Source organism: Pseudarthrobacter sp. MDT1-56 (genome assembly GCF_059383555.1).
On record NZ_JBWZCK010000013.1, the window covers coordinates 1 to 13769 of the forward strand.

The 13769-nt window shown below is 68.5% G+C and carries 9 protein-coding genes; 5 read left to right on the forward strand and 4 right to left on the reverse strand.

Annotation, left to right across the window (positions count from 1 at the left end; genetic code table 11):
- The 3 genes from AC50YC_RS16945 to AC50YC_RS16955 all read right to left on the reverse strand — a co-directional run.
- The coding region (locus AC50YC_RS16945) for a DUF4192 family protein (protein ID WP_494954467.1) at nt 1-1084 on the reverse strand (1084 nt) is incomplete at its 3' end.
- Nucleotides 1085-1186: 102 nt separating this feature from the next.
- Entirely contained in the window at nt 1187-2518 is a 1332-nt protein-coding gene (locus AC50YC_RS16950) for an MFS transporter (protein ID WP_494954468.1), read from the reverse strand.
- Between the two features lie 35 nt (nt 2519-2553).
- Entirely contained in the window at nt 2554-3492 is a 939-nt protein-coding gene (locus AC50YC_RS16955; protein WP_494954469.1) for a proteasome assembly chaperone family protein, read from the reverse strand.
- Between the two features lie 290 nt (nt 3493-3782).
- Between AC50YC_RS16955 and AC50YC_RS16960 the strand changes: the two genes are divergently transcribed.
- The 5 genes from AC50YC_RS16960 (at nt 3783) to AC50YC_RS16980 (ending at nt 9993) form a co-directional block, all read left to right on the forward strand.
- Complete coding sequence (locus tag AC50YC_RS16960) at nt 3783-5309, forward strand: leucyl aminopeptidase (protein ID WP_494954470.1); 1527 nt, start codon at nt 3783-3785, stop codon at nt 5307-5309.
- A 254-nt stretch (nt 5310-5563) separates the two neighbouring features.
- A complete protein-coding gene (gene lpdA / locus AC50YC_RS16965) occupies nt 5564-6949 on the forward strand; it encodes a dihydrolipoyl dehydrogenase (protein WP_226759879.1) in 1386 nt (461 codons plus the stop codon).
- Between the two features lie 126 nt (nt 6950-7075).
- Complete coding sequence (gene sucB / locus AC50YC_RS16970) at nt 7076-8863, forward strand: 2-oxoglutarate dehydrogenase, E2 component, dihydrolipoamide succinyltransferase (protein ID WP_494954471.1); 1788 nt, start codon at nt 7076-7078, stop codon at nt 8861-8863.
- Between the two features lie 163 nt (nt 8864-9026).
- Nucleotides 9027-9377, forward strand: coding sequence for a hypothetical protein (locus tag AC50YC_RS16975; RefSeq protein WP_494954472.1), 351 nt, complete (start codon nt 9027-9029; stop codon nt 9375-9377).
- Between the two features lie 187 nt (nt 9378-9564).
- Nucleotides 9565-9993, forward strand: coding sequence for an OsmC family protein (locus tag AC50YC_RS16980; protein ID WP_494954473.1), 429 nt, complete (start codon nt 9565-9567; stop codon nt 9991-9993).
- Between the two features lie 98 nt (nt 9994-10091).
- On the opposite strand, the gene AC50YC_RS16985 is transcribed toward AC50YC_RS16980, so the two are convergent.
- A complete protein-coding gene (locus AC50YC_RS16985; protein WP_494954474.1) occupies nt 10092-13745 on the reverse strand; it encodes a S41 family peptidase in 3654 nt (1217 codons plus the stop codon).
- Between the last annotated feature and the right edge of the window lie 24 nt (nt 13746-13769).

Consider the following 13769-nt stretch of genomic DNA (forward strand, 5'->3'; position numbering starts at 1 on the left):
CCGCTCGCCCGGCGCCCGCTCGCCCGGCGCCCGCTCGCCCGGCGCCCCCTCGCCCGGCGCCCCCTCGCCCGGCGCCCCCTCGCCCGGCGCCCCCTCGCCTGGGGCCTTCTGCGTTGGGGCCCTCTGCTTTGGTGCCCCGGCCGCCCTCTCTCTTGGCGCCTTCTCTCCTGGCGTCCCGGCCGCGGGGAGGAAAGCCTTCCAGCGGCGGCAGCGGAGCGAGTGGCCGTGCAGATGGATCGGAGGCAGCAAGGGAACCGTCCCGTCCGGGCTTCGGTGTCCCGCCGTCGAACACACCGAAGTCTTCGGCTCCGCGCTCGGCGGCCTCCTGCCCGGCGGCCGCCATCACCAGCACCGCGTCCCGCCAGGACGGGACGCACAGGGACGCACGCAGGTAACCGATGAGCGCCGTTGACAGCGTCGGTGCGCGGGCCTGCAAAACCCGGCCCCACACGTCCAGGACCTGGCCGAACTGGAGCCTGTCCCGCACACACGCGGAAAACAATTGCGCCCAGTCCCGCTGTGCCTCCAGCACGGCGGGATCCGGCTCACCCGGCGGCGGCGTGAGCAGGGCAGTGCCGGGAGCCGCTCCCACGGTGCTGCCGCGGTAGACCATCTCGGCATTGAGCCTGCTGTTCCTGATCTCCTCCACAGGGCGCCCGGGCGGTGCGCAGCACGACGGGTCCAGGCAGTAGGCGTTGCGCCAGTAGTCGGCGCCGACCAGCCAGGCGTCCCGTACGGGCATGCCGGCGTCGGCCAGCGCGTTCTCCAGCGACGCCAGAAGTTCTGCCCACGGCGTGCTGTCCCCGTCGGTCTCGGTGAAGAAGGCCAGCAGCGAGCCGTCCGCCTCGGCGTCGGCCTCCAGGTAGGACGCCACGGAACGGGCAAAGGCCGCCGGCCCGGGACAACCGGACCAGTCAGGGCCGCCGCCGTCGCCGGGGAGGTCGACCCGCAGCGTGGCCCCGAGCCGTTTGCCCTGCATGGTCATGGCCACCAGGCTGCGGGCCGGCCAGTAACCCAGGGAGTGCGGGATGAACCCCAGGATGTCCTCCGGGCCGGTGATTCTCAGGTGATCGGGAGCTGTCATGAAGCCAGCTTCGCGGTCCCCGCACCCCCTTGTCAGTGCCGGATTGTCCTATGTGGATAACCAGGAGTGAACACGGCGGGAGACCACGCCACGTCCCCGCGGTCAGGGCGTGCGGCGCCGCTCTGCACTGCGCCGGCGCTGTTCGGCGAGGGCCGCCAGCAGCGGCGGCACCTGGACGCCCTGCGCCGCCATCTGCCTGCGCACCTTCCGGCGGATGACAAGGATGGCTCCCGCCCCGCCGGCCAGTAGCAGGAACTGCACGCTCAGGGCGATCCGGAACGGGTCGAGCCCGTACAGCTGGCCCTGGGAGAAGCCGGAGGCATACAGCAGGTCAAGGACCAGGCCGATCAGGTAGATGGCGATGAGGGAGGCGATAAAGCCGCCGACGTTCACAATCCCGGTCGCGGTGCCGATCCGGTGGGCCGGGTTGAAGGTGCGGGCAAAGTCGAAGCCGATCATGGACCCGGGGCCGCCGATGGCGAGCACCACCACCAGCCCGGCCAGCAGCCACAGCGGGGAGCGTCCCGGGATGAGCAGCACTGCCGCCCAGGCCGCGGCGGTGGCGGCGGAAATCAGCAGCACCATGGTGGACCGCCGCAGCGGGTGCCGGGCGACGAAGCTGCCCATCAGCGGCCCGGCGGCGATGGCCGCGGCCACGTAAAGCGTCATCAGCGCCGAAACGGCGGGCGTCTCCAGGCCCTGGGCGGAGATCAGGAAAGGATAGCCCCAGGTCATCGCGAAGACTGTGCCGCTGAACTGGACCGTGAAGTGGCTCCATAGCCCCAGCCGGGTGCCGGGCTGCCGCCAGGCATGGGAGATGGAAACGCCGGTGGCGCGCAGCCCCTGGGACGGTTCCGGGGCCGGGTGTCCGGGCGGCAGGTCCTGGAGCAGGACCAGCACGAGCACCAGGGCGAGGACGGACATGGCCGTGAGCGCCAGGAACGCGGGGGTCCAGCCGGCGAGGTGCAGGATCATGGCGAACGGCACCACGCTGAAGAGCTGGCCGAGCTGGCCGGACATCCCGGTCAGCTGGGTGAGCAGCGGGACGCGGGCGGGGGCAAACCAGATCGGGATCAGCCGGATCACGGAGATGAACGTCATCGCGTCCCCGGCGCCCACCAGGACCCGGCCCAGCACGCCTCCGGGGATGTTGTCGGCAAAGGCCAGCTGGAGTTGCCCCAGACCCATCAGGACGGCGCCGCCGGCGATCATGGCCCGGGAGCCGAAGCGGTCCACCAGGATGCCGACCGGAATCTGGAGGGCGGCATAGACAAGGAGCTGAAGCACGGTGAAGAAGGAGATTTCGGCCGCGCTGGCCTGGAAGCGTTCCGTGGCCTCCAGTCCCACCACACCGAACGAGGTGCGCTGGCTGACCGCCACGAGGTACGCGAACACCCCGACGATCCAGATCAGCCAGGCGCGGGGTGAAGTCACTCCCCCATTATGCCCAGCGGATAGAGAAATAGTATTTATTCGCCGGGTTCTTTACGGGCCAGGTAGGCCTCGACGGCGGCCCCGAGATCATCGGCGTTGGGCAGCTGGTCGTTCTCGTCGGCGAGCAGGGACCGGCGCACGGTCCCTTCGGCGTTCTCGTCGTAACGGGTTTCGAGCCGTGAGACCACCTGCTGCACTTCCTCCGAAGCCTCAATCTGCTCGGCAATCTGGCGCCCGACGTCCCGGCCCGCTTCGCGGAGCCGGTCGGCGGGCAGCATGAGCGAGGTGGCCGCGCCGAGGTATTCAAGTCCGGCGACGGCGGCCGTCGGGTACTCGGCTTCGGCAAGGTAGTGCGGCACATGCATCACGTAGCCGGCGACGTTGCGGCCGGCCTCCGTCAGGCGCAGTTCCAGGACGTGGCCGACGGCGGCAGGCACCTCGACAGTGGGCTTCCACACCGAGATGCCCTCGATGAGTTCCGGGCGGTTGCCGTGCACCGTCACCCCGACGGGCCGGGTGTGCGGCACCGGCATGGGAATGGAATGGATCCAGGTGACCAGGTTGACGTCCAGCTCCTCAACGATGCCCACGACGGCACGCGCGAACCGCTCCCATTGCAGGTCCGGTTCGAACCCGGCCAGGAGCAGGAACGGGCTGCCGAGCCCGTCGACCAGGCGGTAGAGCGCCAGGCGCGGCGCCTGGTAGTCCTGCAGGTGGTCCTCGACGAAGCTGATCTGCGGGCGGCGGGTCCGGTAGTCGATCAGCTGGTCGGCGTCGAATTCGGCCACCATCTCGGAATCCAGGGTGTCCAGCAGTTCCGCGGTGATCTGCCGGACGACGTGTCCTGCGTCGGCGAACCCGGTGAAGCCCATGACGAGGTTCAGCCCGCGCAATTCGGGGCTGTGGAACAGCGCGTCATCACGCAGGTAAAGCGATTCGGGGTCCAGCAGGGAGCCGGAAATCCGTTCAAGCACGGCATGTTCCTTTCGTCGTAGTCAGTGGGGCAGCCGGGCGGGCCCTGCGGGGCGGCGGCGCTGATATCGGGTACAACACGGCGGGGTACCGGCGCATTCCTGATCGGGGTGTGCTCCAGCTCTCATTCGATTGAACACCCGCGCCGCGGAGAGACTACGATCGGAGCTGGCCTTATGACGGCTTGAAGACACGTGGGTCACGTCTCAACCGGCAGCGGCCCAGGTTCCAAGGCAGGGCGCCAAACATGCAGTTCCTGCCGTAAAAACTCAGAGAATTGAGGACTGTTTTCGTGGTCAAGAATACTGAAATCAAACTTAGTGCAGTCGCAGGGGACCTCAAGAAGTCCCCCGGCGACGCCCTCGTCATCGGCGTCGGGCAGGGCACGGACGGTCCCGTCCTGCTCAGCAACCCCCTGACCGCCAAGGCAGCCGAAGCCCTGGCGGAATCACTGAGTGTTCTTGGCATCACCGGGGCAGCCGACCAGGCCCACCGCCTCCCGGGCCTGAGCGATTCGGGCGCGAAAGTCCTCGTGCTCGCCGGCGTCGGCAAGATCTCCGCCTCGCAGCCGCTCACCGAAGAGGCGCTCCGCCGCGCCGCCGGCTCGGCCGTCCGCCAGCTGGCCGGCGTCAGCACGGTCACCCTGGCTCTCCCGACGGCGACGCTCGGCGATGTTGCCGCCGTCGCCGAGGGTGCCGCGATGGGCGCCTACTCCTTCACCGAGTACCGCTCCTCCAAGGAGGGCCTGAAGGATCCGGTGCAGAATGTTGTGATTGTCACGGACTTGGCCGCCGACAAGGGTCTGAAGCCGGTCCTGGACCGTGCCGCACTGATCGGCAAAGCCGTCAACGCGACCCGTTCACTGGTCAACCAGCCGCCGAGCCACCTCTACCCCGAGTCCTTCGCGGACGCGGCCAAGGAACTGTCCAAGGGCCTTCCCGTTAAGGTCACCGTGTGGGACGAGAAGCGCCTGGAAAAGGAAGGCTTCGGCGGCATCCTCGGTGTCGGCAAGGGCTCCACCCGGCAGCCGCGCCTGGTCAAGGTCGAATACTCCCCCGCCCGGGCCACCGCCAAGATCGCGCTGGTGGGCAAGGGCATCACCTTCGACACCGGCGGAATTTCGATCAAGCCGGCCCTCGGCATGGGTGACATGAAGTCCGACATGGCCGGCGCCGCCGTCGTCCTGAACAGCGTGCTTGCCATCGCCGGCCTCGGCCTGCCCGTCAAGGCGACCGCCTGGCTCTGCATCGCCGAGAACATGCCCTCCGGCGCCGCCCAGCGCCCGGCCGATGTGCTCACCATGTTCGGCGGCAAGACCGTCGAGGTCCTCAACACCGACGCCGAGGGCCGGCTGGTCATGGCCGACGGCATTGTCGCCGCAAGCCAGGAGTTCCCGGACGCCATCATCGACGTCGCCACCCTCACCGGCGCGCAGCTGATCGCCCTCGGCGACCGCACCGCCGGCGTGATGGGCGCCGACTCCGTCACCGGCCCGCTCAAGGCTGCCGCCGACCGCGCCGGCGAGCTGGTCTGGCCGATGCCCCTGCCCGAAGAGCTGCGCCCCAGCCTCGATTCGCAGGTCGCGGACATCGCCAACATCGGCGAACGCCACGGCGGCATGATGACCGCAGCCGTCTTCCTGCGCGAATTCGTGGGCAAGGGCAAGGACGGCGAGCCGATCCCCTGGGCCCACATCGACATCGCCGGCCCGTCGTTCAACAACGGCAGCCCCTACGGCTACAACCACAAGCAGGGCACGGGCTGCACCGTGCGCACGTTGGTGGCCTACGTCGAGGACATCCTGGCCAAAACCGCCTAGCCGCAATCCGTCCAGCCGTCCGCGCCGCCTGGTGGCCGGGGCCACTCTGCCCCGGCCACCAGGCCGCGTGACACTGGACACAAGGGCTCCACAAACGCCACGGCAAGGTGGAGCATGTATTAGTGGTTCGCTAAGGTGAACACCGGTAGTCACAAATGAAAGGGAACTTACCTGCTGGCATAATCACGGCAGGGAAGTTCCAAGACCAGATGATGCGTACTCTCGTGTCATCGTTCACGCGAGGGAGCGTTTTAGTGGCCGATCAGGCAACTGCGCAAGAATTCGACATCCTGGTACTCGGCGGCGGCAGCGGCGGCTACGCAACTGCCCTGCGTGCCGTTCAGCTCGGCCTCACCGTCGGACTGATCGAAAAGGGCAAGCTCGGCGGCACCTGCCTGCACAACGGCTGTATCCCCACCAAGGCCCTGCTGCACTCGGCGGAACTGGCCGACCACGCCCGTGACTCGGCAAAATACGGCGTCAACGTCACCCTTGACAGCATCGACATCACCGCTGTCAACGCCTACAAGGACGGCATCATTGCCGGCAAGTTCAAGGGCCTGCAGGGTCTCATCAAGGGCAAAAAGGGCATCACCGTCATTGAGGGCGAAGGCAAGCTCCAGGGCACCGACACCGTCGTCGTGAACGGCACCGCGTACAAGGGCAAGAACATTGTCCTCGCGACCGGTTCTTACTCTCGCTCCCTGCCGGGCCTGGAAATCGGGGGCAAGGTCATCACCTCCGACGAAGCCCTCACCATGGATTTCATCCCCAAGAGCGCGATCATCCTGGGCGGCGGCGTGATCGGCGTCGAGTTCGCCTCGGTCTGGAAGTCCTTCGGCGTCGACGTCACCATCATCGAGGGCCTGCCCTCACTGGTCCCCAACGAGGACGCGACGATCGTCAAGGCCTTTGAGCGAGCCTTCAAGAAGCGTGGCATCAAGTTCTCCACCGGCACCTTCTTCCAGGGCGTCGAGCAGAACGCCGACGGCGTGAAGGTCACCCTCGTGGACGGCAAGACCTTCGAAGCCGACCTCATGCTCGTCGCTGTCGGCCGCGGCCCCGTGACGGCCAACCTCGGCTACGAGGAGGCCGGCCTGACCATTGACCGCGGCTTCGTTATCACCAACGAACGCCTGCACACTGGCGTCGGGAACGTTTACGCCGTGGGCGACATCGTCCCGGGCGTCCAGCTGGCCCACCGCGGCTACCAGCAAGGCATCTTCGTCGCCGAAGAAATCGCCGGCCTGAAGCCCGTCGTCGTCGAAGACGTCAACATCCCCAAGGTCACCTACTCCGAGCCCGAAATCGCCACGGTGGGCTACACGGAGAAGGCCGCCAAGGCCAAGTTCGGTGACGACCAGATCCAGACCCAGGAATACAACCTCGCCGGCAACGGCAAGAGCTCCATCCTGGGCACCAGCGGCCTGGTCAAGCTGGTCCGCCAGAAGGACGGCCCCGTCGTCGGCGTCCACATGATCGGCGCCCGCATGGGCGAGCAGATCGGCGAGGCCCAGCTGATCGTGAACTGGGAAGCCTACCCGGAGGACGTGGCCCAGCTGGTCCACGCACACCCGACCCAGAACGAGTCCTTGGGCGAGGCCCACCTGGCTCTGGCCGGCAAGCCCCTGCACGGCTAGCAGTTCCGCCCGCACCACCGCAAGAACTCAGGGCTTAGTGCACCCGGCCGAAAATGCCGGGTGCACTAAGCTCGACCAAGGCAGCAATCATCCGCACTAAAGATCAATAAGGAGAACGGGGACGACATGTCTGAATCCGTTAACTTGCCCGCCCTCGGTGAGAGTGTCACCGAAGGAACCGTCACCCGCTGGCTCAAGCAGGTAGGTGACCGGGTAGAAGTGGACGAGCCGCTGCTCGAGGTTTCCACCGACAAAGTAGACACCGAGATCCCCTCTCCGATCGCCGGCGTGATCGAGGAAATCCTCGTCGCCGAAGACGAGACCGCTGAAGTTGGCGCACCCCTGGTGCGCATCGGCGACGGCTCCGGTTCAGCCGGCTCGGGCGAAGCCCCCGCCGCTGAAGCGCCGGCCGAGGAAGCACCGGCCGAGGAAGCACCGTCAGCTGAAGCTGAGGCCCCTGCCGCCGAGTCCCCGTCCGCGGCCGAAGCACCGGCCCCCGAGGCTGAAGCACCCGCCGCCGAGGCACCCGCTGCCGAGGCCGCTGCTCCCGCCGGAGAGGGCCACGAAGTCACGCTTCCGGCCCTGGGCGAGAGCGTTACCGAAGGTACCGTCACCCGCTGGCTCAAGAGCATTGGCGACACCGTCGAGGTCGACGAGCCGCTGCTCGAGGTTTCCACCGACAAGGTCGACACCGAGATCCCGTCACCGGTGGCCGGTACCCTGCAGGAAATCCGTGTCGCCGAGGATGAGACGGCCGAGGTCGGTTCTGTCCTCGCCGTGATCGGTTCCGGCGCGGCGGCCCCCGCCGCGGCACCTGCCAAGGAAGCCCCGAAGGAAGCTGCAGAAGCTCCGAAGCAGGAAGCTGTTCCGGCTGAGGCGCCGAAGCAGGAAGCACCGAAGCAGGAGGCGCCGAAGCAGGAAGCGCCGAAGCAGGAAGCGCCCGCGCCGGCAAAGGAAGCTGCCGCGGCCGCTGCGTCCGCGGAGTCCGGCTACGTCACCCCGCTCGTCCGCAAGCTGGCGAACCAGCAGGGTGTGGACATCTCCTCGCTGGCCGGCACCGGCGTGGGCGGACGCATCCGCAAGCAGGATGTACTGGCGGCAGCGGAAGCCAAGGCCGCTCCGGCGCCCGCCGCGGCTGCCCCGGCTCCGTCCGCCGCTCCGGCTGCGCGTCCCTCCGCTGACCAGTCCTCGCTGCGCGGCACCGTGCAGAAGGCCCCGCGGATCCGCCAGGTCATTGCCCGCCGCATGCGCGAATCACTGGACATCTCCACCCAGCTGACCCAGGTGCACGAGGTCGACATGACCAAGGTTTCCAAGCTGCGCGCCAAGGCCAAGAACTCCTTCCAGGCCCAGAACGGCTCCAAGCTGACCTTCCTGCCCTTCATCGCCAAGGCTGTGGCAGAGGCCCTGAAGCAGCACCCGAAGGTCAACGCCTCGTACGACGAGGACAAGCAGGAGATCACGTACCACAACGCCGAGCACCTGGCGATTGCGGTGGACACGGATAAGGGCCTGCTGGTTCCGGTCATCGCCGACGCCGGCAACCTGAACCTCGCCGGCCTCGCCGGCAAGATCGCCGACGTTGCCGACCGCACCCGCAACGGCAAGATCGGCCCGGACGAGCTCTCCGGCGGAACCTTCAGCATCACCAACATCGGTTCCGTGGGCGCCCTGTTCGACACCCCGATCATCAACCAGCCGCAGGTTGCCATCCTCGGCACCGGCGCGATCGTCAAGCGGGCCGTCGTGGTCGCCGATGAGAACGGCGACGACTCGCTGGCCATCCGCTCCATGATGTACCTCTCCCTGACGTACGACCACCGGCTGGTCGACGGCGCCGACGCAGGACGCTTCCTGCAGACGCTGAAGGCCCGCCTTGAGGAAGGCGCCTTCGAAGCCGACCTGGGGCTCTAGCCTCCAGCGGCAAACGACACACACACGGCGACGGCGGCACGGACACCGGTGGGAAACCACCGGAGCCCGTGCCGCCGTCGCCGTTTCCGCGGCTGGTGGGGCGAGTTTCCGGACCGGGCGGGTCTTACTACGGCGCGTAGAATCTTCTGGCTAAACTGGGGCCATGAATATCGTCTATAACATCGTGGTCTTCCTGCACATCGTCGGCGCCGCCATGATCGTGGGAATCTGGATCGGCCAGATGAAAAAGCCCACCGTGCACCCCCGCCAGTTCGACGGCGCGATGCTTCAGCTCCTCACCGGCGTCGCCCTGATGGGGCTCATCCCGGCCCTGGACATCGATGCCGACTACGCCAAGCTCGGCGTCAAGCTGGTCGTGGCCGTAGCCGTGGGCGTCCTGGCCTTCATCGGCCGCCGCAAGTACAAGAAGGGCGAGGACGTCAGCAGGGGCCTCGCGCACGCTGTTGGCGGACTGGCACTGCTCAACGTGGCCATCGCCACCCTCTGGAAGTAGAGCTCTCCCTTTCACCACGACGGCGATGCATCCCCTGCGGGGTGCGTCGCCGTCGTCGTCGGATCGGGGTCACAATCCTCCAAGAGCGAATACCGGTGCGCCGGGGGCGGGGAATCCCTAGGATGGACACGGCATGATCCGGCTCATCGCCGGGTCTGTGGGAAATCAACGATCTTGAGGAGTGGACATGGCAGCTACACGCACCGCACACACTGTATGGAATGGCGACCTGATGACGGGCGCCGGCAACACGACGCTCGACAGCTCCGGCCTGGGTAACTTCGATGTCACCTGGAAGGCGCGCACCGAGGCCTCCGAGGGCAAGACCAGCCCCGAAGAGCTCATCGCCGCCGCGCACTCGGCCTGTTTCTCCATGGCGTTCAGCCTCGCCGTCGCCCAGGCCGGCCACACGCCGGAGGAAGTCAACACCAAGGCCGATGTCACCTTCGTGCCCGGTACCGGCATCACGGACAGCCACCTGACCGTCAGCGCGCGGATCCCGGGGATCACGGAGGATGAATTCCAGCGTATCGCTGAGGAAGCCAAGGTGGGCTGCCCGGTCTCGGCCGCCCTCACCGGCCTCAAGATCACGCTGGACGCCACGCTGGCCTCCTAGCCCCTGACGCGCCAACGCCGAAGGCCCCCGCTCCCTGCTGGTCAGGGAACGGGGGCCTTCGCCGTGCGCGGGCCGCGCGGACGGGCGCGAGACGCGGCCTAGCTGCCTAGCTGGCGGGCCGGCAACGGGGCGGGCCGGACCTGCCGGTAGCCCTCGCGCAGCGGCGGCCGGTCGGTGGGCAGCTCCTGGATCATTTCCTTGAGGGCGCCGATGCCGTATTCCAGCTGCGGGTCGGTGCCGGCGGCATAGGCATGCGGCGGGAAGGTCACTTCGATGTCCGGGGCGACGCCGAAGTTCTCGACCCCCCACCCCACGCCGCCGGAGAACCAGGTGGCGTAGCGCGGCTGGGTCACTCCGGTTCCGTCAGCCAGGGCGAAGCGGTTGTCGATGCCGACGACGCCGCCCCAGGTCCGGGTGCCGATGACCGGGCCGATCCCCCGCAGCTTGGAGACCTGGGTGATGATGTCGCCGTCGGATCCGGCGAATTCGTCGGTCAGGATGATGACAGGCCCGCGCGGCGCATGGTGCGGATACGTCCGCGCCCGCTCCCCGCGGGGCATGCTCCAGCCGGTGACCTTGCGGCCGATAAGCTCCGCGACGAGCTGGGAGGTGTGCCCGCCCCGGTTACGGCGGACGTCGACAATCAGGCCGTCAAGGGCCGTCTCGGTGTCGAGGTCGCGGTGCAGTTGGGCCCAGCCGTTGGCCATCATGTCGGGGATGTGCAGGTAGCCGAAGGTTCCCTGCGAGGCCTGCCGGACAGTCCGGCGGTTCGCGGCAACCCATTCCTGGTAGCGGAGCCGCTCCTCGTCCCGGACCGGGACCACCGCCACGCGGCGCTGCTTTCCGGCCTGGCTTCCGTGCCCGGCGCCGTTGCGCAGGGTGAGCTCGACGGCGCGTCCCGCGGCGCCGACCAGCTGCATGGCGGGCGTGCGCGCTTCGCTCAGCTCGACGCCGTCGATCGCCAGCAGCACGTCGCCGGTTTTAGCGTCAGCGCCGGGGCGCGTCAGCGGCGAGGTGGCCAGCGGGTCGGAGGACTCCCCCGCGAGGATGCGGGTGATCTCCCAGCCCTCGCCCGTGAAGGCGAGATCGGCGCCGAGGCGGCCCTGGCCGTTGCTGCCGTTCTCGGTGACGGCGGGGGGACGGACGTACGCGTGGGATGTGCCCAGTTCGCCGTGGAGCTCCCACAGGAGGTCCACGAGGTCATCGTGCGAGCCGAGCCGGTCCACAATCGGGCGGTAGCGGGAGTGCACCGAGTCCCAGTCCTGCCCAGCCATGTCTTCCGTCCAGAAGAAGTCCCGCTGGAGCCGCCAGGCCTCGTCGAAGGCCTGGCCCCAGACGCTGAGCGGGTCGAGCTGCACCCGGATGCGGCTGAGGTCAACCTTGACCAGCTGCCCGGATTCCTCGTCCGCCTTGGCACTGGCGGGCGAGACCCGGATCTGCTTGTCCTGCAGGGCCACGACCTTCTCGCCGTCGCCGGAGAGCCGGTAGCTGTCCAGGGCGTCCACGATGGTGGTGGTCTTGCGCCGGGCCAGGTCGAAGCGGACCAGACAGGGTGCCGCGTTCTTGTCCTCGAGGCTGGCACGGCCCTCGCCGGTGACGCCGAAGAGTTCGCTGTCGAGCCAGAGCAGGGCCCCGGCGGTGGCGGTGAGGGACGAGTAGTTCCCTTGCGGCACCGGCACGCTGATGACGCGGTGGGCCAGGCCTTCGGCGTCGACCCGGACCGCGGGAACCTGGTCCTGCGCTGCAGCTTCCGCGGCGCTGTCGCCAGTGCCGGCGCCGGCGCTGTCCTGCAGGTCGACGCTCGGGCCGAAGGGCGAGGGAGTGTCCGCGGCAAGGGCCACGAGGTAGGGCTTGATCGGGCTCGGGAAGGACAGGTCGAAGGAGTGACCGTCGTAGACCGGGTCGAAGCTGCGGTTGGAGAGGAAGGCCAGGTACTTGCCGTCAGGGGTGAACGCGGGCGATTCGTCGCGGAAGCGCCCGTCGGTGACGTCGATGATCGTGTGCGTCCCGGCCGCTGCGGCGCCGGCGTCCTCCACGCCGGTGATGCGCAGCCTGCTGCGGGAGCCAAAGGACGTGACCGGCTCGGACCAGCCCAGCCAGGCCGAGTCCGGGGACCAGCTGAAGCCTTCAATGCTGCCCTCGCCGATGCTGCTTACGAGGGACAGGGCGCCGGTACGGGTGTCGGCCACGTAGATGTCGCCGAAGGCGGTGCCGACGGCGAGCCAGTTGCCGTCCGGGCTCGCCTCGATGGCGCTGGCCCTGGTCGGCTTGGGGAAATCGATCCTGGTCAGTCGGCCGGACGGTTCCTGCACCGCCGGGACGTTGCCTTCCGCGGGACCGGCAGTGTCGGCAGCGTCGTCCGGGCTGGCAGCGTCGTCCGGGCTGGCAGCGTCGTCCGGGCCGGCCGCGGTGGCGGTCAGGTTGCGGTCTGATCCGTCCGGCTTTGCCGCCGGGACCGCTGTTACCGTACCCGGCCGGGTGAAGGCTGCGGCCGGGACCGGGCTGGGCAGGGGCATGCCGGCGTCGGTATCCCCACCCGTAGGAGCGGCATTCTGCGGCGCCGGAGCGGCAGGCTGCGCACCCGGCTGGTGCCCGGCTCCGGGGTTTCCGGCGCCCGTGTTTCCGGCGCCCGTGTTTCCGGCATCCTGGGATGCGGTCTCCAGGGGCGGGGCGATCGCCTTCAGGTACAGGGCTTCGACGCCGTCATGGTCGGCAACGTAGGCGATCCGGCCCGCGCCGAACGGGCGGGGCAGGCGGGCCCGGACGCCGGGGGTGGCTTCCAGCACACGCGAGGGGCCGTCCTTGTGCCGCAGCCAATGCAGTGTGCCGTGGGCCTCCACGGCGCTGGAGCCGCCGGTAAGGTCGGGAACCACATCGCCGAGGTGCCGTGACGGCTTCAGCGGTGCGCCGCGGCGGGCCTGGGAAGCGGATCCCAGTGAAATCTCGAGTTTAACGGCGTCCGAGCCGAGGTCGGGCAGCAGCCACAGCTCACCGGCGGATTCGAAGATGACCCGCTGGCCGTCGGTGGCGGCGTGCCGGACGTAGAAGTCCTCGTGGTCCGTGTGGCGGCGCAGTCCGGAGCCGTTGGGCAGCACGGAGTAAAGGTTGCCGTAGCCCTCGTGGTCGGAGAGGAAGGCGATCCGGCCGTTGACCCACATCGGGTCGGTCAGGTTGCCGTCCAGTTCAGCGGCGAGGCGTTCGAATTCGCCGTTTCCGTCGGCATCGATCCAGAGCTTGCCGGCGGCGCCACCCCGGTAGCGCTTCCACCACGCGGGTTCACGGGAGAGCACGCTGGCGAGGACGACGGGGCGTTCGTCGCCGACCACCGGCCCGAAGGCAACGGATTCCACCGGGCCCAGCGGGAGTTCGGTGGCCCAGCCGCCGGTGACCGGCAGGCTGTAGGCGTGGGTGTGGCGGCTGTCTGCCTGGCGGAAGGCGCTCGTGACCAGGACGTCCCCGTCGGGGGTGAAGCCCTTGACTTTGGTGCTGGCGTGCCCGAAGTAGCTCAACTGCCGGTAGCCACCGCCGTCGACGTCCGCGGTGACAACTTCCGGGGCCGTACCCTGAACGACCGTCCACACCAGGCGCTTGCCGTCGGGCGTGAAACGGGGGTTGCGGGCTGGCAGCTGCAGCGAGGAGACGCGCCAGGCGCGGCCCCCGCCGAGGGGCGCAATCCAGACGTCGTCCTCGGCCACGAAAGTGACCAGATCGCCGTGCAGATGCGGGAAACGGAAGTAACTCGAAGAGGTCATCGTTAGATCATAGTCAAGACGGGC

Coding starts and splice junctions, on each gene's coding strand:
- sucB (WP_494954471.1), top strand. CDS start 7,076: ATGTCTGAATCCGTTAACTTGCCCGCCCTCGGTGAGAGTGTCACCGAA.
- AC50YC_RS16975 (WP_494954472.1), top strand. CDS start 9,027: ATGAATATCGTCTATAACATCGTGGTCTTCCTGCACATCGTCGGCGCC.
- AC50YC_RS16980 (WP_494954473.1), top strand. CDS start 9,565: ATGGCAGCTACACGCACCGCACACACTGTATGGAATGGCGACCTGATG.
- AC50YC_RS16985 (WP_494954474.1), bottom strand. CDS start 13,745: ATGACCTCTTCGAGTTACTTCCGTTTCCCGCATCTGCACGGCGATCTG.